Origin of the sequence: Scandinavium sp. UTDF21-P1B, assembly GCF_040750395.1 — a bacterium.
Lineage (GTDB): Bacteria > Pseudomonadota > Gammaproteobacteria > Enterobacterales > Enterobacteriaceae > Scandinavium.
Genome location: NZ_JBFLVD010000010.1, coordinates 101,632 through 121,512 on the forward strand (window position 1 = coordinate 101,632; position 19,881 = coordinate 121,512).

Here is a 19,881-nt window from a genome sequence, read left to right on the forward strand (position 1 = left end):
TACGCGAGGTGGTGTTTCCGCCTCGCGGGTGGCTCAGCTTTCTGACGGCCTGTCAGTGAATAAAAGGGAAACTCAGTATGAAACGCGCGTCCTTACTCACTCTTATGCTTTTAGGTGCTCTCGGCGCGTCTCAGGCCGCCAGAGCGGTCGAATATACCTTACCGGCAAACGGTAGCCGTCTGGTGGGGCAGAATCAGACCTATACGGTGCAGGCGGGGGATAACAGCCTGCAAACTATCGCCCGGCGTTTTGACACGGCGGCGATGATCCTGCTTGAAGCCAATAATACCGTTGCACCTGTACCACAGCCGGGAACGCAAATGCTGATTCCGCTTCAGCTCCTGCTGCCGGACGTGCCGCGGGAAGGGATTGTGGTGAACCTGGCTGAGCTGCGGCTTTACTATTTCCCACCGGATGGCAATACGGTGCAGGTCTATCCGTTAGGCATCGGGCAGCTGGGTCTTGAAACGCCTGAGATGACGACCCGTGTGGGCCAGAAAATCCCGAATCCGACCTGGACGCCAACCGCGGGGATTCGTCAACGCTCGCTGGAAAAAGGCATTACGCTGCCGCCCGTGGTCCCGGCCGGGCCGAATAACCCGCTTGGCCGCTTTGCGCTGCGTTTAGCCTACGGCAACGGTGAGTATCTTATTCACGGCACTAACGCGCAGAACAGCGTCGGCCTGCGGGTAAGCTCTGGCTGTATGCGGATGTTTACCGATGATATCAAAGCGCTGTTTGCGCAGGTACGTGTCGGTACGCCAGTCAGGGTTATCAATCAGCCGGTGAAATACTCAATCGAACCGAACGGCATGCGCTACATGGAAGTGCATCGTCCGATGACCCAAAGTGAAACGCAGAATCCGCAGACCATTGCTTACGTCCTGCCGGAAGGCTATGCGCAGTTTGCTAATGATAAAGGCACGGATAAGGCTGTAGCGGAAAAAGCGATGCATCGGCGTATGGGGGTTCCGGTAGCAGTTTCTGCCGGAGCGACGCCTGACGTCAGCGGTGCGAATCCGGTGCAGTCCGTATTGAACGGAACGCCTTCATCGGCGACGGAAACTCAGGTAACGCAGTAGAGAATAAGTAACGCAGTAGAGAATAAACAGAGAAGGGAATAACAGGCAAAAAAATGGCGCACAATGTGCGCCATTTTTACAACACAGCTACAAATACTATTACTTACGGTATTTGGTAGCAGCGTTGTCCAGGCGCTGGTTAGCGCGTGCTGCGTCGTCTTTAGCAGCCTGAACGTCGGAACGCATTGCGTTCACGTCGTTGCTCAGCTGGTCAACTTTAGCGTTCAGAGTCTGAACGTCAGAAGACAGCTGATCGATTTTAGCATTGCTGGAGCAACCTGCCAGCAGAGTAGAACCCAAGATTACCGCGCCCAGTACCAGTTTAGTACGATTCATTATTAATACCCTCTAGATTGAGTTAATCTCCATGTAGCGTTACAAGTATTACACAAACTTTTTTATGTTGAGAATATTTTTTTGATGAGAAGACGCTTATTTTTGATCGTTCGCTCAAAGAAGCATCGAAGTGGGCCTGAAGGGGCAAAAATGCTGTGAAAACAGCGCAGTTTAATCGGATTCATCTTAAATAATCTTAAGTTAAATAGTGAATTCCGATTTGATTTTTAAAACGACTCACGGCAAACAAGAATAAAAAAAGCGCCACGAAGGCGCTTTTTTAACATATCTGAACTTAAGTGAAATAATTACAGGACGTGAACAGATGCTGTGTTGGTGGTACCGCTTGGTACCAGAGCACCGGAAACCATCACTACCACGTCACCTTTCTGCGCCAGGCCACTCTGCACAGCAACTTCTTTGCCCAGACGGTAGAAATCATCGGTAGAGGAGATCTCTTTCACCAGCTGCGCGGTAACGCCTTTAGACAGTACCAGCTGACGGGCGGTCAGTTCATTGGTGGTCAGCGCCAGAATGGTCGCGTCCGGGAAGTATTTACGGATAGCGCGAGCAGATTTACCACCCTGAGTCGCCACGACGATCAGCGGAGCTTCCAGTTTCTCAGCTGTTTCTACTGCACCACGGCACACGGCTTCGGTGATGCGCAGCTTGCGGCTGTCGTTGTTGAAGTCCAGACGGCTGGTCATCACGCGGTCAGTACGCTCACAGATGGTTGCCATGATGGTAACGGCTTCCAGCGGGTATTTACCTTTTGCGGATTCGCCGGAAAGCATCACAGCATCGGTGCCGTCAAGGATGGCGTTCGCTACGTCACCGGCTTCTGCGCGGGTTGGACGTGGGTTTTTGATCATGGAATCCAGCATCTGAGTCGCGGTGATAACGACCTTACGTGCGCGGATACATTTTTCGATGATCATCTTCTGCGCGAAGATAACTTCTTCAACCGGGATTTCAACGCCCATGTCGCCACGAGCAACCATAATGCCGTCAGACGCTTCGAGGATTTCGTCGAAGTTGTTCAGGCCTTCCTGGTTTTCGATTTTGGAGATGATCTGGATGTGCTCGCCGCCGTGTGCTTTCAGGTGCTCACGAATTTCCAGCACGTCGGAACGCTTACGGATGAAGGAAGCAGCAACGAAGTCAACGCCTTGCTCGCAGCCGAAGATCAGATCCTGTTTGTCTTTCTCAGCCAGTGCTGGCAGCGCGATGGACACGCCCGGCAGGTTAACGCCTTTGTTTTCGCCCAGGTCGCCGTTGTTCAGCACTTTACAGATAACTTTATTGCCTTCGATGGCGGTTACTTCCATGCCGATCAGGCCGTCGTCAACCAGAATGGTGTTGCCGACGCTCAGATCGCTGGTGAAGCCTTCGTAGGTCACAGCAACGGTTTCGCTGTTGCCGACAACGGTTTTGTCCGTGGTGAAAGTGAAGGTCTGACCTGCTTTCAGGGAGACGTCGTTGCCGCCTTCCAGCTTAATAGTACGAATTTCCGGACCTTTGGTGTCCAGCAGGATAGCGGCTTTCTTGCCGGTTTTGCTCATCACGTTGCGCAGGTTCTGGATACGCTGGCCGTGTTCGGCGTAGTCACCGTGAGAGAAGTTCAGACGCATAACGTTCATGCCAGCGTCCAGCATTTTGGTCAGCATCTCTTCGGATTCGGTTTTTGGACCGATGGTGCAAACAATTTTGGTCTTTTTCATGACAGTCTTAGTCTTTAAGTTGAGAAGGATAGGGGAATCTGTGTTCGTGGGCGCACTGCCACGACGTCAAGCCTGTGTTACGAAAGTTGCTATGCCACGAGTTAAGAATAGGTGACATCAAAAAAGCGTGCAGAGGAAAGTGAGCCTGGTTTACAGCTACGTGGGAAGGATGACATTTTGGGTTGTTTTTTATGCAGTCCAATGCGCTGAAACCATTCAAGAAAGAATCGGGGCGCATTATACGAGGTTACGGGTAAAAAAGAAAATGAAAACGCCGTTTCAGAACAAGACGATAGCGCTTAACAAAATCCCTACGCTTTGATCTTTTCGTTGTAACAGAATCCGGCGCGAAAAGGGCACCGATTCGCGCTATTATCTCTAATGATTTGAAAATTAATGCGTTATCAGGAGCGGGAAATGGGCAATCAAAGTAAAGATGAAGCGCTGTACCAGGAGATGTGCCGCGTGGTGGGGAAAGTCGTCCTCGAAATGCGCGATCTTGGTCAGGAGCCAAAGCATATCGTGATCGCCGGCGTGCTGCGTACCTCGCTTGCCAATCAGAAAATCAAACGCGCTGAGCTGACTCGCGAAGCTATGGAGCGAGTGATAGCCGCGTTGGCGGGTCAGTAAACGTTCTTTCCTGCATGCGGCCGGGCGTCACCCCAAAGCGCAGTCGGAATGCCGCAATAAAAGCGCTGGTATTATCATAACCACAGCGCCAGGCCACTTCACCTACGGGAAGACCTTTATCCAACAGAGAAAGTGACGTAATCAGCCGGGACTGCTGCCGCCATTGGCTGAAGCGCATCCCTGTTTCCTGCGAGAAAAGACGGCTGAGCGTGCGAGGGCTAATCCCCCATTGCTGCGCCAGTTCGGGCTGAGAAAGGCGACAGCCTTCGGGGTTGAATAGCGTATCTGCAATGTTACGCAACCGCCTGTCCGTCGGGAGCGGCAGATGCAGCGGTAAAGTGGGCGTCAGCGCAAGCTCATCGAACAGCAGCGTCATCAGGTGCGAATGATAGTTTTCAGGCTGCGCAGGAGCAGGCGAAGCCAGTCGCAAAAGCAGGGCCCTCAGGAAATCGTTTGCTGCGAAAACTGCGGCAGTGGCAGGAAAATTTGCGCCATCAAGATAAAAGTTCATCCCTTTAACCGACGACGGTACGCGAGCAGCATGGTCTGTACCCGGCGGAAACCAGCCCAGCGTGCCGGGCATTACCGCCCATTGTTGCTCACGCGTTTCCACAAGAATCATTCCCTGTTCAACCACATAAAGCTGAGCTTCAGGATGCTGATGCCAGGGCGTGTTGTGCGCGTGCTGATGCTGAAGCGGCTGGGTATGAAAGCGGATCACAATGGCTGATTATCCGTATTGAATGGCTGAATGTGGATATTATACCTGCCACAGAGCGCAGTATCCTTGTTTTCATCAAACACGGAAAACCCGGAGACCTAAGATGACGGCAACACAGCGTATTGAACAGGCCCTGCTGCAAATAGTTTGCCAACCAGAGCATGATGAATCCCGGATTGCAGACTACTTTTCGCCCCATTATGCGCAGTGGGTTGATGGGAAAATGCTGGACTATGCCGGATTTGTGCAGCATATGGCGGTGGTGAAAGCGGCGACAAGCCGCATCCATATTGACATACAGGCCATTGCCGAAAACGGCAATGAAGTGTTGACCCATCATCGGGTGAGCGTTGTCAAACCCGACAGAAGTGAGGCGGTAATAGATGTATTTGCACGCTTCACCCTCTGCGAGGGAATGATCGTCCGCTGTCAGGAGCTGACCTGGCCGCTCAGCGGCGCGAAAGAAGACCGGGATTTAGGGAGCCGACGCTAGATCAGACAATCCCGCTTTGGTGCGCCACCCGTTGCGGATTGCCAATGAGTTGGAGACGGGGTAAAAGCTGAGGCCATTGAGGTGTAACGCCGGGTAAGGCTGGCATTCCCGGCTGCGGGAGTTAAGATACGCCTTTGATGGATTTGAGGTTTTCATATGAGCATGCCACTGCATATTCTTGCCGCCGGAAGCCTGAAGCGGGCGTTTATTCCTTTATGTCAGCAGTTCAGCGCATCAACCGGTATCCCCGCCAGGGTTGATTTTGGCCCGGCAGGTCTGCTGCGTGAACGCATAGAGGCCGGAGAGCGCTGCGATTTATTTGCATCGGCTAATACACTGCATCCGCAAACGCTGCTAAACAGCGGAAGAGCGCAGGCGGTAGAGACGTTTGCGTTCAATCGCCTCAATCTGACGGCACGAAAAACGACACAGACCGAAAATGCCGACTGGCTGGCGCTGCTGACGAACACGGCGTTGCGTCTGGGCACCTCAACGCCCGGTAGCGATCCGTCCGGGGATTACACCTGGCAGTTGTTCACGCGGCTTGAAGCTCGTTACCCGTCGCTGACGCTAAAAGCCAGGGCGAAAATGCTGGTTGGCGGGAGGGAATCCCTTACTGTTCCGACAGGCGAAATGGCCAGCGCGTGGCTGATTCGTCAAAACCTCACCGATCTGTTTATCGGCTACGCGCATTATGCGCAGGCGCTGGAAAAAACTGACGATCTGCGTATCCTCGCGATCCCGGACGAATTCCAGACGCGCTGCGAGTACCAGCTGGCGCTGATGAATGCGGACGCTGAACCATTGGCGCAGTTCATCGTCGGCCCTGACGGACAGGCATTTTTGCGTGAGGCAGGTTTTCTAACGCTCGATGGCGAATAAAGGTGCTACCACCTGGCGCGGATAATCCTCCAGCGTCAGGGTGCGAACCGGTACGCCGTAGGCGTCCAGCAGATGTTTTTCCGTTACGATTTCCGCCGTTTCCCCGGCCAGCCATTCGCCGTCTGGCAATAGCAGCAGAGTATGGCTTGCTACCTGCAATGCATGCGTCGGATCGTGAGTGGTGAAAATGACGCTGCGCTGCTGGCGATGCGCCAGATGGCTGATGAGCTGCAACACCACCTGCTGGTTTGACAGATCGAGCGCGGAGCAGGGCTCATCGAGCAAAATATTCTGACTGCCGCTGACCAGTGCGCGGGCGATCATCACCAGCTGCTGCTGGCCGCCGGAGAGTGCACCAAACGTCCTGCCCGCCAGTGAACCGATACTGAGCTGTTCCAGGGCAAACATGACCTGCCGTTTATCTTCCACCGTTGGCTGAGAAAAGAGCCCAACGTGACGGGCGCGGCCCATCAGTACGATATCCTGAACCTGCCAGGCAAAGGCCGGATGGAACGACTGCGGGACGATGCTCACTCCACCTTCCACCGTCAGATTGCCACCCAGCGCGGGCAGAGCCCCGGTAAACGTCTCCAGCAACGTGCTTTTCCCGCGCCCGTTAGCACCAAGCACGGCCCAGATATCTCCGGGCTGGCAGGTAAAACTCAGCGGTGAAAATAGCGGGCTGCCGTGGCCGTACAGCAGTTCGCTGACGGATAAAGAGGCGGCGATCATCGTGCACTCCTGCGGTTGCTGTAGATGAGCAAAAAGGTGAACACCGGCGCGCCAACCAGTGCGGTGATGATGCCGATCGGGATTTCTGCGGCGGTCAGCGTGCGGGCCAGGTCGTCTGCCGCCACCATAAACGCGCCGCCGAGCCAGAAGGCGGTCGGCAGCAGGCGACGATGATCGGCCCCCACGAATAATCGCGCCAGATGCGGGATCACCAGCCCGGTCCAGGCAATGCTGCCGCTGACGGCGACCTGAGCGGCGACCAGCAACGCGCAGCAAATCAGCACGACCCGCCGTAATGGCCTGACCGACACGCCAAGCGCGCGGGCATCCTTCTCATCCAGCGACAGCAGATTGATGCGCCAGCGCAGGGCGAACAAAACGCCACCGGTGAGCAGGACCGGTGCCACGATCAGTGAGATTTTATGCCAGTTGGCGGTCGCGAAGCTGCCGAGCAGCCAGAAGACGATATTTGGCAGGACTTCTTCGGTATCCGCCATGTACTGCATCAGGCTCACCAGCGCGGCGAAAAAACCGCTGAGAATAATGCCGGAGAGGATCAGCACCAGCGTGCTTTCACGCCCCTGGAGCGTGGCTATCAGATACACCAGCCCGAGCGCCGTGAGGCCGAAACCAAAGGTAGAGCCCATCATCAGCAAGGGGCTCAGCCCCAGAAGGATCGCCAGCGTGCCGCCGAAAGCGGCTCCGGACGTCACGCCGATAATGTGCGGATCAACCAGCGGATTGCGAAACACGCCCTGCAAAGTGGCGCCACTGAGCCCCAGCGCGGCGCCGCACATAAATGCCATCACTACACGCGGCAGACGTACCGACCAGACGATCTGACTGGCGATGTCCGGTTGTTGCTGGGAATGAAGCAGGCGTGAAATCACTTTGCTCAACGGCAGGTGATACTGACCGAGACAGAGGGAAATCAATGCCAGCAGCAGCGTGAGGAGGATCAGCGCAGATTGCAGGCCGCGAAAGCGGGCTTCACTGAGCATCCGCTTTCCAGTTCACGCGATAAAAGCGCTGATAGTAATCCTGTGCCTGTTTATCCACATCGACGGTGTTGTAGCGTTCCGGATAGAGCTTTTTCGCCATCCACAGTTCGCCAATCGCCAGCGCTTCGGGCATTGGATAGCCCCACGCTTTGGCGTATTCCGGCATAAGCCAGACACGATGATTTTTGACGGCATCAATGGCCTGCCACTGTGGATCGCTTTCAATCTGCTTCACTACCTGCGGATAGCGGTCCTGTACGAAAATCACCTGAGGATTCCACTGCAAAACCTGCTCCAGTGAAACCTGGCGCGCGCCTTTCACCGTGGCTGCCGCGACGTTCAGCGCTCCGGCGTGCTCCATCATCAGGCCGGTATATTTTCCGGAGCCGTAGGTGTTAAGGTCCGGGTTCGCCATATAGACGCGGACTTTTTTATCCTGCGGAATATCTGCCACCGGGGCATTGGCTTTTGCCCGCGCGGTGAAGGTGTAGTTAATCAGCTGTTCGGCTTCTTTTGGACGTTCCACCACGTCACCGATCAGGCGAATCCCCTGTTTCAGTCCGTCGTTGTAGGCCTGCTCTTCGTTCGCCATCGTCGGGTTCATTTTGTTCTTTTCGCCAGCAGCGTCTTCACGCAGAGAAACGGCCACCACCGGAATACCGGCATTCTGAATCTGCTGAATCATTTCTGTCGGGGCGTAGTTTGCGACAAAAACTACCTGCGGATGCAGCGCCAGCAGGCTCTCGATATTGGCCTGGGTCAGATCGCCGGGCATCGGCAGGGTAGCTATCTTCGGCATAAAGCGGGCGAACTGCGGGCCAAGCTGTTTCTTCCAACTGCTCAGTACGCCAACCACGTCATCCTGAGCATTGAGCTGCACCAGAAGGTTCAGCGTCTGATGCTGAAGCACCACCACGCGATTGACATGATCGGGCAGCGTGACCTGGCGACCCAGCTGGTCGGTAACGGTGCGATCGGCGTGCGCCACATTGACGGTGAATAGCGTGCCAAAGGCAAGGGCAGTACAAAGAGAAAGGCGGTGTAGTCTGGACATAAATGTGCTCTGAGAAGGGAAATAATCGCTATGCATTAAATTATATAGCGATGCGGAGTGCAAACCTTTCGGGCCGAATACCCCTTCTGGATCAACAGAACATAACGATTTGTCGGTGATGGCAGAAAAAGCTGAACCATAATTACCCGGCGTTATTACCCGCTGCGCATGTTGCATAAGGCCAATAACTTATGTATTTTTATGCAAATTAAATGCATAAAAAGGTAATGATATGATCGGTAAATGGATGAAAGCCTGCTGCCTCACGGCGGCCCTCGCGGTCAGCGCACACGCGGCAGCAGAAACCTATGTAGTGGGCGCGGGCGGAACCTATCGCCCGTTTGAGTTTGAAAATAATCAGAAGCAGCTGGAAGGTTTTGATATCGATCTGATTAAGGCTATCGCGAAAGCCGAAAATTTCGATATCAAACTGGTCAATACGCCGTGGGAGGGGATTTTCGCGACCCTGAACTCCGGCGATCGCGACATCATCATTTCTGGTATTACCATCACCGACAAGCGTAAGCAGATGGTCGATTTCTCGGCACCGTACTTCCCGGCAGAACAGTCCATTGTGGTGCCAAAGGATTCGAAAGTGGGCTCGCTGGCAGACCTGAAAGATCAGAAAGTCGGCGTCGTGAATTCCAGCACCGGCGATATCGTGGTATCTGACGTGCTCGGCAAAAACAGTACCGCCATCAAACGCTTCGACAATACGCCGCTGATGTTGCAGGAGCTGTTTGAAGACGGCGTGAGCGCCGCGGTGGGCGACGTCGGCGTGGTGAAGTACTACATCAAACAGCACCCGGAGAAACAGTTCAAACTGGTGCCGGACGCTAAATTCGAGCGCCAGTATTTTGGTATCGCAGTGGCTAAAGGCAACGCTGAGCTGCTCAACAAGCTGAACGCCGGGCTGAAGAAAATCGTTGCCGACGGCACCTACGCGAAAATCTATCAGACCTGGTTTGATGCCGACGTACCTGCGTTACCGGCGCAGTAATCATTCGTAATGTTACGGCGATCGCCTCTGTGGACGGTCGCCGTTTTTTTCAGGGATAAACTATGACGGGATTCCGTTGGGAAATTATTGAGGAGTATGGCCCGCTGTTCGTGGATGGCGCGATAATGACCCTCAAATGCACCATTATCTGCGTGATCCTCGGCACGCTGTGGGGGCTGACGCTCGGGCTTGGGCGAATGGCGAAAGCAGAGCATGGACCGTGGAAATATGTGCTTCGCTACCTGGTGCAGTTTCCGGTGCGCTTTTACGTCAGCGCATTTCGTGGCACGCCGCTGTTTGTGCAGATCATGGTGGTGCACTTTGCGCTGGTGCCGTTGTTCATCAACCCGCGTGATGGGTTACTGGTGACAAGCGGCGTGATGAGCAGCGATTTTGCCCGCGAGCTGCGCTCGAACTACGGCGCATTTTTGTCATGTATCGTCGCCATTACGCTCAATGCGGGCGCTTATGTTTCCGAAATTTTCCGTGCGGGCATCCAGTCGATCGATAAAGGACAGATGGAAGCCTCACGCGCGCTCGGTATGCCGTGGTGGAAAACCATGCGCAAGGTGATCCTCCCGCAGGCTTTCCGCCGCATCCTGCCGCCGCTGGGTAATAACGCAATTGCCATCGTCAAAGATTCCTCGCTGGCTTCGGCGATAGGGCTTGCCGATCTGGCCTACGCCGCGCGTACGGTGTCGGGGGCCTATGCCACCTACTGGGAACCCTACCTGACCATTTCCCTGGTGTACTGGGTCATAACGTTCGTGCTGGCGCAGCTGGTTAACCGTCTGGAAAAGAGGTTTGGCAAAAGTGATTCACATTAAAAATCTGCATAAGCATTTCGGTGACAGCCACGTGCTCCGCGGCATCGACTGCGAGATTCAACCGCAGGAAGTGGTCTGCGTGATAGGCCCGTCCGGCTCCGGGAAAAGCACATTTCTTCGCTGCATGAACGCGCTGGAAAGCGTAACGGAAGGCGAAGTGGTGGTGAACGGTTTTGCCGTGCACGATAAGAGCACCGATCTCAATAAGCTGCGTGAAAGCGTGGGCATGGTCTTCCAGCGTTTTAACCTGTTCCCGCACATGACGGTGCTGGAAAATCTGCTGATGGCGCCGATGTTGCTGCGCGGCATGACGCGCAATGATGCGATTATCTTTGCCGAAGAGCTGCTGGCAAAGGTCGGACTCAGCGATAAACGCGATGCCTGGCCATCGAGCCTTTCAGGCGGGCAGCAGCAGCGGGTGGCAATTGCCCGCGCGCTGGCGATGCGACCCTCAATCATGCTCTTTGATGAGCCGACTTCCGCGCTCGACCCTGAACTGGTGGGCGATGTACTTGAAGTGATGAAGAATTTGGCCAGGGAAGGGATGACGATGGTCATCGTGACCCACGAGATGGGGTTTGCCCGGGAAGTGGCTGACAGGGTGATTTTTATTGACCAGGGCATTATTCAGGAGCAGGGTACGCCAGAACGGATTTTCAGCGCGCCGCAAAACCCACGTACGGCGGCTTTCCTCAGTAAGGTACTGTAAGTAAACGTGTCCAGCGATGCCAGCTGACTTGTCGGAATGGCATCGCTGGATTACGCTTTAACGCTCACCTCTCAGCAAATTGATCTTTATGGCCTGGTTCTCACGCTTACTGGCGGACATCCCCGGCATTCGCCATGCCTTCCTCGACGTTCACGAATCTGCCGTTTTCGACAAATCCCGACTGGTGGATATCAAACAGGTTCACGGGGCTGATATTCTTCATTTGCCTGAAACGCCTGCACAAAGACCGCAGGTGGACGGAGTACTGACTTCCCTCACTGGCCAGTCGATCGGTATCGTGACTGCCGACTGTATACCCGTGCTGATGGCGTCCCGGGACGGGCGTTGGATTGCCGGGCTGCATGCCGGATGGCGCGGGGCAGCGCAAGGCATTTTGCAGGAAAGCGTCAGGCGATTCAGTGCCCATGGCGTTGCTGCTGAAGATATTTTAGTGGCCACCGGGCCACATATTCGTGCCTGTTGTTATGAAGTCTCTGGCGCGTTTCGTCAGACGTTGCTGGAAACGCCGGCGGGCTATCTGGTGCGTGACTATGCTGAGCAATTATTCTCCTCATGGCCGAAAACCCCCAATCCGAACAGCCCGGCAGCACGTGAAGAGAGCAGCCTGTGGTTTGACTTATTGGCATTTTGCCAGCTGCAGTTGCTGGATGCTGGCATAAGCAGAAAACATATCGATTGTCTGGCAGCCTGTACTTATTGTCATCCTGAGATACTGGGTTCCTACCGGCGGCGGACTCATCAACCTGCAACCAAAACGCAGCAGATCTCATGGATTGAGCGTATTGGCTAATTGCAGGCAGAGCAGCGGCCCTGTTTCAGCTTGAGAAGAAGCCTGATACCACTCTGCTAATTAATTAAAATTTAACGACAATATTTCTCAGGATTTGTTTTTCAGAATTTTCGAGCCCGATATTAGACTATTTCATCTGTTTTAAATGACGCTGTTTATATTATTCTGTGTGCGGTAATCATTTTCTGAACATGGAATGTATGAATCAAGGAAGAAAAATTCGGCCCACGCTCTATCTCTTTGAGCCACGTATGTTGCTGCGTTCCGTTATCAGCAGCGTTCTCGAGCAGCAACGCTGCAACTTTCATTCATCGCAGACGCTGGCTTATTTAATGGAAAATGTCTGTGGCGATAAGGCAAATAGCAAAATAATACTCGCGGGCGTTGCTGGTGCGGGGCCTGCTTTACCCGATCTGCTGCGGTTTATCCGCAATGCTAAATCATTAAAAATAAAAACCGTCCTCTGGGTTCCTGCCGGATATCCGTGGATGTTCAGAGTGTTACGCGCTTTACATGCGGTAAAGGTGCTGTCGGAAGAAAATGTTGTTGATGAACTTATACCGATGCTCAACGCTATTGATGGCGTAAATCCTTTGTTGAGCAGAAATGCTGAGTCGCCTGCTCGCTCCCGCCGTATTACGCTCACCGAACTTGAGATTTTGCTGCAATTTGCCGCCGGACTGTCGTCTAAAGAAATGGCCGATTCCCGTCAATGTAGCTACAAAACGATTTTTTCGTGGAAGCATAATATCTGTGAGGCATTAAATATCGACACTCACGCTCAATGGCTGGAAATGCTGACTGAGATTGTGCAACTATCTTCATTGTATCAGGCAGAAGAACATTATGGCGCATTATAATATTTTATCCCTTTCTCAACCCTCTCTTTGGTATATGGGCCTTGAGCAGGGCTTTATGCAGCTGGCACGGACTAACCCCGGCTGGACGTTTTCAATGACCAGCAAAGCGGTGGAGAGCGACTCAAAGCCAAATCTTTATCTGCTGGATTTGACCACTGAACAAGAGGGGGTCCCGGAGTCTGTTCACCTTTCAGGCACGCGAGTACTGGCGTTGGTGCATGCGTCACAGCGCCGGATGATAAAAACGCTGCTCCAGACAAGCCGCTGTTCGGTTCTCTGTGTGGATGAATACCACTGTAATTTCCGCGAGATTGTGGAGGCCAGCGCACGAAATAAGCGCTTCCTGAGCCCGCTTATTCGCGAAATTTCGCGCCTGGCGCCTGCGCCTGCAAGCACGGTGGCTCTGACCGAGACGGAAAGCAAGATCCTCGACTATATCCGCGAAGGGAAAAATGGGGTGGAAATATCCCAGGCTCTGTTCCGTAGTCAGAAGACTATCAGCAGCCACAAGCGCAATATTATGCGCAAGTTCGGCGTCAGAAACGACCTGGCGCTCAGGCAAAAATTACGGCGTCTGTCCGAGGAAGCGGCATAAGACTTAAATCGTCAACACTGCGAAGTTTTTATTGGCGTTAGATCAGGAGCAAACGGAACTGGAAGGACAAAAATCCAGGGAGAGAAGAGATGTCATACAGAATGGTGCGTCCGAGTGGACTCGAACCACCGACCCCCACCATGTCAAGGTGGTGCTCTAACCAACTGAGCTACGGACGCACATAGAGAAAAGCAATGGTGCGTTCAATTGGACTCGAACCAACGACCCCCACCATGTCAAGGTGGTGCTCTAACCAACTGAGCTATGAACGCAATGGTGCGTCCGAGTGGACTCGAACCACCGACCCCCACCATGTCAAGGTGGTGCTCTAACCAACTGAGCTACGGACGCACAACGGGGACGAATATTAGCGGCAGGGAGGGGAAGTGGCAAGAGGCAATTGCCACTTTTCTTTCTGATTTCACGCGATTGCGGAAACAGTGCGCAAACTGTCGAGAAAGCAGCCGCCGTGAGGCGGCTGAGAGAGGATTAGCGTGCGGCGCGCGCCAGAATGATTGCCGAAGGCTGGCGCTGGAGGAAGCGCATCCGCAGCATCATTAACACAGCCGCTGAGGTCAGGCCGATAATAAAGCCCATCCAGAAACCGGCAGGGCCCAGCCGGGGCACGACGATATCCGTCAGCGCCAGCACATAGCCGCTCGGCAGGCCGAGTACCCAATAAGCAGTGAAAGTAATGAAGAAGATCGAGCGTGTGTCTTTGTAGCCGCGCAGGATCCCACTGCCAATGACCTGGATGGAGTCTGAAATCTGATACACCGCCGCCAGCAGCATCAGTTGAGAGGCCAGGGTAACAACTTCAGGATTATCGTTGTAGAGCAGGGCGATATGTTCGCGCAGCGTCACCGTGAAGATCGCAGTGATGACAGCCATGCAGACGCCAACGCCAAGCCCGGTACGGGCGGCGGTTTGTGCATCAAGCGTTGAACCCTGACCGAGACGAAAGCCAACACGGATGGTTACGGCGGCGGCCAACGACATCGGCAGAACGAACATTAGCGAGCTGAAGTTGAGGGCGATCTGGTGCCCCGCAACGTCGATAATACCCAAAGGTGAGACCAGAAGCGCGACCACGGCAAACAGCGTCACCTCGAAAAACAGCGCCAGCGCGATAGGCAGGCCGAGCTGCACCAGACGTTTCATTATCGCATAATCTGGTTTACCGAAGCCTTCGTGAGTGCGGATATCGCGCATAGATCGCGCGCGCTTCACGTACGACACCATCGCAAAGAACATCACCCAGTAAACGGAAGCCGTCGCCACGCCGCAGCCGACGCCGCCGAGTTCGGGCATGCCGAAATGACCGTAAATAAAGATATAGTTCACCGGGATGTTCACCAGCAGGCCAATAAAACCCATCACCATGCCCGGTTTTGTTTTCGCCAGTCCTTCGCACTGGTTACGGCAAACCTGGAAGAACAGATAGCCCGGCACGCCCCACAACAACGCACGCAGGTAGCCAACGGCTTTATTCGCCAGTTCAGGATCGATGTTATGCATGGCATGAATGATGTAACCAGCATTCCATAGCACGATCATGACCAGTACGCTGACGAAACCGGCCAGCCAGAACCCCTGACGAACCTGATAGCCGATACGATCGCGGCGGCCGGAACCGTTCAGTTGCGCAATGACGGGCGTCAACGCCAGCAGCAGGCCGTGACCAAACAGAATGGCTGGCAGCCAGATAGAGGTGCCGATGGCGACGGCGGCCATATCGGTAGCACTGTAGCCACCCGCCATGACCGTATCGACGAAGCCCATTGCGGTCTGAGCGACCTGGGCAAGGATGACCGGTATTGCCAGCGCGAGAAGCTGGCGCGCTTCAGTGACGTACTTTTGCACGTGAGTACCTTTTTATATTGTTATTGTTGAAGAGACTAAAAAAGCCGCCGTAACTGGCAGCAAGAAGAAAGAGCAGGGGAATTTTCGAATATATTGTAGCGACTCATAGCCATTAAGCCAGTCAAAAAATGGCAGTAAGTGCCCTCTGACTGGCAAGGCCGAAATGCAACTGTTATTGTGCGGGATATAAAAGGCGGTGATGATTTCCGTCCTCGTAGATACAGGAGCTTAAGGCATGTTTACTGGTATCGTTCAGGGCACAGCGAAAGTGGTGTCCATCGATGAAAAACCAAATTTTCGTACCCATATCGTTGAAATGCCAGCACATATGCTTGATGGCATTGAAACTGGCGCGTCCATTGCCCACAACGGCTGCTGCCTGACGGTTACCGAAATCAACGGTGATCGAATCAGCTTTGACCTGATGAAAGAGACGCTGCGCATTACCAATCTTGGCGAGCTCAAAGAGGGCGATGTGGTGAACGTGGAGCGCGCCGCACGCTTTAATGATGAAATCGGCGGTCATTTAATGTCCGGCCACATCATGACGACCGCGGACGTGGCAAAAATCCTGACCTCTGAGAATAACCGTCAGATCTGGTTTAAGGTTCAGGACTCGTCTCTGATGAAATATATTCTCTATAAAGGGTTTATTGGTATCGATGGCATCAGCCTGACGGTGGGTGAAGTGACATCCACACGCTTCTGCGTTCACCTGATCCCGGAAACGCTTCAACGCACAACGCTTGGCAAGAAGAAGCTGGGCGAGAAGGTCAATATTGAGATTGACCCGCAAACTCAGGCGGTCGTCGATACGGTTGAACGGGTGCTGGCGGCGAAAGAGGCCGCAGCGAAACCAGCAGTCAGCGCAGAATAATAAAAGAAAACCCCGGCGAGCCGGGGTTTATTTTAACGTGCGACGCGTAAACCGCCTTCAGTTCCGCGCGTGAACACCACCTGCCAGAGCTGAATGTCACGGGCGCGAAATGCACCGGCGCAGGCGTTCAAATAATACGAGAACATGCGTTTAAATCGCTCTGAATAGTTGTCCGCAATGTCTGGCCAGCTCTTCTGGAAACGATCGTGCCAGGCCATCAGCGTGGTATCGTAGTCGGCACCAAAGTTATGCCAGTCTTCCATTATAAAATGCGGTTCGCTGGCGCAGGCAATCTGGCGTACGGAGGGCAGACAGCCGTTCGGGAAGATATACTTGTTGATCCAGGGATCAACGTTGTTGTCCGTTTTCTTCGAGCCGATTGTATGCAGCAGGAACAGGCCATCCGGCTTCAGGTTTCTGTCAACGACGTCAAAATAGGTGGCGTAGTTTTTTGGTCCGACGTGCTCGAACATGCCGACAGAGACGATGCGGTCGAATTGATCCTGCAAATCCCGATAGTCCTGCAACAGGATTTGCACGTCCAGCCCTTCACAGCGCGCCTGTGCCATTTTCTGCTGCTCCGCAGAAATGGTCACGCCAACCACGCTGACCCCGTAATTTTTCGCCATGTAATACGCCAGCCCACCCCAGCCGCAGCCGATGTCCAGCACCCGCATGCCCGGCTGTAGCTGCAGTTTCTGACAGATAAGATCCAGCTTTGCCTGTTGCGCCTGTTCGAGCGTTTCGGCGTCTTTCCAGTAAGCGCAGGAATACTGCATAAAAGGGTCGAGCATGCGGCTGAATAAATCATTGCCTAAATCGTAATGCTCTTTACCGACTATCCAGGCGCGCTTCTTACTTTGCAGATTGAGCAGGCGGGCGCCTGCGATGCGGAGTGTGTCTTTTAAATGGTGGGGGAGCTGGCTTTCGAGCCCGGCGCGTAACACCTGATGGAAAAACACATCCAGCCGTTCGCATTCCCACCAGCCATCCATATAGCTTTCGCCTAATCCCAGTGACCCTTCCTGCAGCACGCGTTTAAAGAACAGGGGATTATTGACCCGGATGTCTGCGGGTGCGGAACCATTGATCCTGATGCCCGCCCGGCTCAGCAGTTCGCTGACGATACGGGACCAGTCATCATTGGGTACGCTTACTTCTTCTATACACGATGAACTCATAGCTTCTCCATCACGCGGCTTGTGATCAGAACCTTAAAACAGCGTAGACGCTTTTTGGGTTATGTGAGAACTCTCACGAAAGTTCCGTGAGTCTGCTATCCGACGTAGAACAGAGGAAGGGAGATATCCCTTGCCGAAAGGCCTTCCGTGGTGAATGGAGGGAAATCCGTTCCCTCGTTAATCGCTAATTTTTATCGTATTTATGTAATACCGGTCTCAGTATAGGCCGCAAAAATGTCAGGTTCAATAAAAAATGTTAGCAAACTAATGACCGAATTATTACATAATTGCTAACGTCATTATGCGTGAGATTCTTCGGCCACTTTGTCATTCGCCGTGGCCTGCATCCGGTAGCCTAGGGCCGCCAGTACGACCGTCGCAAGCATTACGCTGGTCGTGGTCAACAGCGGAGTGGCAATCAGTGTCGAGACCACCAGGCTTGCGAGGAAGCACAGCCCCAGCTGCAGCGTATTTTGCAGCGCTGCCGCGCGACCAGTCGCCTGCGGGAACGGACGCAACGCCTGCGCCACGACAATCGGATAGATTGCGCCGTTCGCCATCGCCATAAGGCAGAAGGGGATGAGCAAGGCGGTCAGCGAGCTGCCAGCGGTGAGACCGACGGCAAAGGTGCCAGCGACGCTCAGGGCAAAGGCCATCAGCAACCACGGAAGCATCTGCTGACCTTGCCATTTTTGTAGCGCCGCGCGACAGCCATAACCACCTACCAGGAAAGCGATAGTCTGTGGAACGTAGCTCAGGCCGATCACCGTCGGGCCGTAGCCCATTGCATTCAGAATGAACGGTGATCCGGTAAGCCAGGCGAAGAAGCTGGCGGAGCAGGCGGCATAAATGAGTACGTTACCGCGATAATCCTGCGAGCGCAGCAGGGCCATAAAGGTCAGCGGCTTTTCTTCTTGATGGAATTCCCGGGCCGGTTTTTTCAGGCGCAGGGCCGGGATCATCAGCAGGAGCGTAATCCCGAACAGCGTCGCGAAGATGGCCTGCCATTCGAAGTGATGCAGGATCCAACTGCCCAGCAGCGGCGCCAGCGCCGGAGAAAGCCCCACCAGCGGCATGATGGTGGCGAAAATTCGGTTGGTACGCTGGGCTGGGTAATAATCGGTGACCATTGCCTGCCAGGTAACGGCTGCGGCGCATACGCCAACGGCCTGCACAAAGCGCAGCACCAGCAGCAGCGTGGCATCGCGTACCCACAGCATGCCGATACAGCCGACAGCGAAGATGGCAAGGCCGATTAGCAGCACGGGTTTCCGTCCGTAGCGATCGGAAAGCGGCCCCCACAGCAACTGAGCGAAAGCAAAACCGGCCAGGAACAGACTCAGGCTTGCGCTAACGGCGGCTGCAGGGGTTTGTAAATCATTCTGAATCGCGGCAAAAGCGGGCAGATACATGTCGGTTGCCAAAAAACCGAGCACGCTTAAGCCCCCCAGCCAGCATAAAAATCCTTTCCCAGGTTGCATCATCTTTCTCTTTCTCATTGCAGGTGTACCAGGCTGCTGAGTGTAGGGAGTGCAACTTCGCTTGTGAAACGCTAATATTTGTCTGGTGAATTCAAAATTTTTGCAGGCAGAAAATGTGGTCTGAATATTCCCTTGAAGTGGTGGATGCGGTCGCCCGCAACGGAAGCTTTAGCGCGGCAGCGCAGGAGCTGCACCGCGTGCCTTCAGCGGTAAGCTACACCGTGCGTCAGCTCGAAGAATGGCTGGCAGTGCCGCTGTTTGAACGACGTCATCGCGACGTGGAGCTCACCCCCGCTGGCGTCTGGTTTTTGAAGGAAGGGCGGTCTGTTATCAAAAAAATGCAGATCACCCGTCAGCAGTGCCAACAGATCGCTAACGGATGGCGTGGCAATCTGGCCATTGCCGTGGATAACATCGTGCGCCCGGAGCGTACCCGGCAGCTGATTGTCGATTTCTACCGTCATTTCCAGGACGTGGAGCTGTGCGTTTTCCAGGAAGTGTTCAACGGCGTCTGGGATGCACTGTCGGACGGGCGAGTTGAGCTGGCGATCGGGGCAACGCAGGCGATTCCGGTCGGTGGACGCTATGCGTTTCGCGATATGGGCATGCTGAGCTGGAGCTGCGTGGTGTCGAATCAACATCCTCTGGCTCAAATGCCGGGACCGCTGAGCGACGAGGTGTTGCGCAACTGGCCTTCTCTGGTGCGCGAGGATACCTCCCGCTCTTTGCCTAAGCGCATCACCTGGCTGCTGGATAATCAGAAGCGTATCGTGGTGCCGGACTGGGAATCTTCTGCAACGTGCCTTTCGGCAGGGCTGTGCGCCGGAATGGTGCCAACGCATTTTGCACGGCCTTACATCGATAGCGGCGAGTGGGTGGCATTGGATCTTGAGAACCCGTTCCCGGATGCGGCATGCTGCCTGACGTGGCAGCAAAATGATATGTCCCCGGCCCTGAGCTGGCTGCTGGAGTATCTTGGGGACAGCGAAACGCTAAATAAAGAGTGGCTGCAGGAGCCGGATTGA

The 19,881-nt window shown here is 54.3% G+C and carries 22 protein-coding genes and 3 tRNA genes; 12 read left to right on the top strand and 13 right to left on the bottom strand.

From position 1 onward, the window contains the following. The first annotated feature begins 77 nt into the window (after positions 1 to 77). A complete protein-coding gene (gene ldtE, locus AB1287_RS06105) occupies positions 78 to 1,082 on the top strand; it encodes a L,D-transpeptidase LdtE (protein WP_312625720.1) in 1,005 nt (334 codons plus the stop codon). A 99-nt stretch (positions 1,083 to 1,181) separates the two neighbouring features. Here ldtE and lpp read toward each other — a convergent pair whose 3' ends face one another. The 3 genes from lpp to ynhH all read right to left on the bottom strand — a co-directional run bounded on the left by lpp (position 1,182) and on the right by ynhH (position 3,377). Then, complete coding sequence (lpp, locus tag AB1287_RS06110) at positions 1,182 to 1,418, bottom strand: murein lipoprotein Lpp (protein WP_003029373.1); 237 nt, start codon at positions 1,416 to 1,418, stop codon at positions 1,182 to 1,184. A gap of 308 nt (positions 1,419 to 1,726) precedes the next feature. Further along, a complete protein-coding gene (gene pykF, locus AB1287_RS06115) occupies positions 1,727 to 3,139 on the bottom strand; it encodes a pyruvate kinase PykF (protein WP_312625719.1) in 1,413 nt (470 codons plus the stop codon). A gap of 7 nt (positions 3,140 to 3,146) precedes the next feature. Continuing rightward, on the bottom strand, positions 3,147 to 3,377 hold the full coding sequence (gene ynhH / locus AB1287_RS22460) for a protein YnhH (RefSeq protein WP_436799822.1): 231 nt from the start codon (positions 3,375 to 3,377) through the stop codon (positions 3,147 to 3,149). A 179-nt stretch (positions 3,378 to 3,556) separates the two neighbouring features. On the opposite strand from ynhH, the gene fumD reads away from it, so the two are divergent. Beyond that, a complete protein-coding gene (gene fumD, locus AB1287_RS06120; RefSeq protein ID WP_312625718.1) occupies positions 3,557 to 3,769 on the top strand; it encodes a fumarate hydratase FumD in 213 nt (70 codons plus the stop codon). Here the strand turns inward: fumD and AB1287_RS06125 are convergent. Next, positions 3,732 to 4,490 carry an AraC family transcriptional regulator gene (locus AB1287_RS06125; RefSeq protein WP_435617248.1) on the bottom strand — a complete coding sequence of 253 codons (759 nt, stop codon included), beginning with the start codon at positions 4,488 to 4,490 and terminating at the stop codon, positions 3,732 to 3,734. The two genes, fumD and AB1287_RS06125, sit on opposite strands and share 38 nt — an antisense overlap. A gap of 103 nt (positions 4,491 to 4,593) precedes the next feature. On the opposite strand from AB1287_RS06125, the gene AB1287_RS06130 reads away from it, so the two are divergent. Next, a complete protein-coding gene (locus tag AB1287_RS06130; protein ID WP_312625715.1) occupies positions 4,594 to 4,983 on the top strand; it encodes a nuclear transport factor 2 family protein in 390 nt (129 codons plus the stop codon). Between the two features lie 156 nt (positions 4,984 to 5,139). After that, positions 5,140 to 5,865, top strand: coding sequence for a substrate-binding domain-containing protein (locus AB1287_RS06135; protein ID WP_435617249.1), 726 nt, complete (start codon positions 5,140 to 5,142; stop codon positions 5,863 to 5,865). Here AB1287_RS06135 and AB1287_RS06140 read toward each other — a convergent pair. From AB1287_RS06140 to AB1287_RS06150, 3 genes are read right to left on the bottom strand one after another with little or no spacing between them, the layout of a single operon-like run. After that, positions 5,845 to 6,594 carry an ABC transporter ATP-binding protein gene (locus tag AB1287_RS06140; RefSeq protein WP_435617299.1) on the bottom strand — a complete coding sequence of 250 codons (750 nt, stop codon included), beginning with the start codon at positions 6,592 to 6,594 and terminating at the stop codon, positions 5,845 to 5,847. The genes AB1287_RS06135 and AB1287_RS06140 overlap by 21 nt on opposite strands. Then, entirely contained in the window at positions 6,594 to 7,598 is a 1,005-nt protein-coding gene (locus AB1287_RS06145) for a FecCD family ABC transporter permease (protein ID WP_435617250.1), read from the bottom strand. Before AB1287_RS06145 ends, AB1287_RS06140 begins: the two co-directional genes overlap by 1 nt. After that, complete coding sequence (locus AB1287_RS06150) at positions 7,588 to 8,652, bottom strand: ABC transporter substrate-binding protein (RefSeq protein ID WP_312625712.1); 1,065 nt, start codon at positions 8,650 to 8,652, stop codon at positions 7,588 to 7,590. Before AB1287_RS06150 ends, AB1287_RS06145 begins: the two co-directional genes overlap by 11 nt. Before the next feature lie 232 nt (positions 8,653 to 8,884). Here AB1287_RS06150 and AB1287_RS06155 point away from each other — a divergent pair, with 232 nt between their 5' ends. The 6 genes from AB1287_RS06155 to AB1287_RS06180 all read left to right on the top strand — a co-directional run bounded on the left by AB1287_RS06155 (position 8,885) and on the right by AB1287_RS06180 (position 13,454). After that, complete coding sequence (locus tag AB1287_RS06155) at positions 8,885 to 9,652, top strand: basic amino acid ABC transporter substrate-binding protein (protein ID WP_312625711.1); 768 nt, start codon at positions 8,885 to 8,887, stop codon at positions 9,650 to 9,652. 62 nt (positions 9,653 to 9,714) lie between these two features. Next, positions 9,715 to 10,479 carry an amino acid ABC transporter permease gene (locus AB1287_RS06160; protein WP_312625709.1) on the top strand — a complete coding sequence of 255 codons (765 nt, stop codon included), beginning with the start codon at positions 9,715 to 9,717 and terminating at the stop codon, positions 10,477 to 10,479. Further along, a complete protein-coding gene (locus AB1287_RS06165; protein WP_435617300.1) occupies positions 10,466 to 11,188 on the top strand; it encodes an amino acid ABC transporter ATP-binding protein in 723 nt (240 codons plus the stop codon). The genes AB1287_RS06160 and AB1287_RS06165 overlap by 14 nt, the downstream gene beginning before the upstream one ends. Positions 11,189 to 11,276: 88 nt before the next feature. After that, a complete protein-coding gene (gene pgeF / locus AB1287_RS06170; RefSeq protein ID WP_435617251.1) occupies positions 11,277 to 11,999 on the top strand; it encodes a peptidoglycan editing factor PgeF in 723 nt (240 codons plus the stop codon). Between the two features lie 200 nt (positions 12,000 to 12,199). After that, the gene (locus tag AB1287_RS06175; protein ID WP_312625705.1) at positions 12,200 to 12,859 is read left to right on the top strand and encodes a helix-turn-helix transcriptional regulator; all 660 of its coding nucleotides are present in this window, start codon (positions 12,200 to 12,202) and stop codon (positions 12,857 to 12,859) included. Next, the gene (locus AB1287_RS06180) at positions 12,846 to 13,454 is read left to right on the top strand and encodes a LuxR C-terminal-related transcriptional regulator (protein WP_435617252.1); all 609 of its coding nucleotides are present in this window, start codon (positions 12,846 to 12,848) and stop codon (positions 13,452 to 13,454) included. Before AB1287_RS06175 ends, AB1287_RS06180 begins: the two co-directional genes overlap by 14 nt. Positions 13,455 to 13,556: 102 nt before the next feature. Here AB1287_RS06180 and AB1287_RS06185 read toward each other — a convergent pair. The 4 genes from AB1287_RS06185 to mdtK form a co-directional block, all read right to left on the bottom strand. Then, positions 13,557 to 13,633: transfer RNA gene (locus AB1287_RS06185), tRNA-Val, on the bottom strand. 16 nt (positions 13,634 to 13,649) lie between these two features. After that, positions 13,650 to 13,726, bottom strand: a tRNA-Val gene (locus tag AB1287_RS06190). A 2-nt stretch (positions 13,727 to 13,728) separates the two neighbouring features. Then, positions 13,729 to 13,805, bottom strand: a tRNA-Val gene (locus AB1287_RS06195). Between the two features lie 138 nt (positions 13,806 to 13,943). Continuing rightward, positions 13,944 to 15,317 carry an MdtK family multidrug efflux MATE transporter gene (gene mdtK, locus AB1287_RS06200; protein ID WP_312629656.1) on the bottom strand — a complete coding sequence of 458 codons (1,374 nt, stop codon included), beginning with the start codon at positions 15,315 to 15,317 and terminating at the stop codon, positions 13,944 to 13,946. A gap of 235 nt (positions 15,318 to 15,552) precedes the next feature. Between mdtK and AB1287_RS06205 the strand changes: the two genes are divergently transcribed. Then, the gene (locus tag AB1287_RS06205; RefSeq protein ID WP_435617253.1) at positions 15,553 to 16,194 is read left to right on the top strand and encodes a riboflavin synthase subunit alpha; all 642 of its coding nucleotides are present in this window, start codon (positions 15,553 to 15,555) and stop codon (positions 16,192 to 16,194) included. Between the two features lie 32 nt (positions 16,195 to 16,226). Here AB1287_RS06205 and cfa read toward each other — a convergent pair whose 3' ends face one another. Then, positions 16,227 to 17,375, bottom strand: coding sequence for a cyclopropane fatty acyl phospholipid synthase (cfa, locus tag AB1287_RS06210; protein ID WP_435617254.1), 1,149 nt, complete (start codon positions 17,373 to 17,375; stop codon positions 16,227 to 16,229). A 299-nt stretch (positions 17,376 to 17,674) separates the two neighbouring features. Then, positions 17,675 to 18,859 carry a purine nucleoside transporter PunC gene (gene punC, locus AB1287_RS06215; protein WP_435617255.1) on the bottom strand — a complete coding sequence of 395 codons (1,185 nt, stop codon included), beginning with the start codon at positions 18,857 to 18,859 and terminating at the stop codon, positions 17,675 to 17,677. 110 nt (positions 18,860 to 18,969) lie between these two features. On the opposite strand from punC, the gene punR reads away from it, so the two are divergent. Beyond that, a complete protein-coding gene (punR, locus tag AB1287_RS06220; RefSeq protein ID WP_435617256.1) occupies positions 18,970 to 19,881 on the top strand; it encodes a DNA-binding transcriptional activator PunR in 912 nt (303 codons plus the stop codon).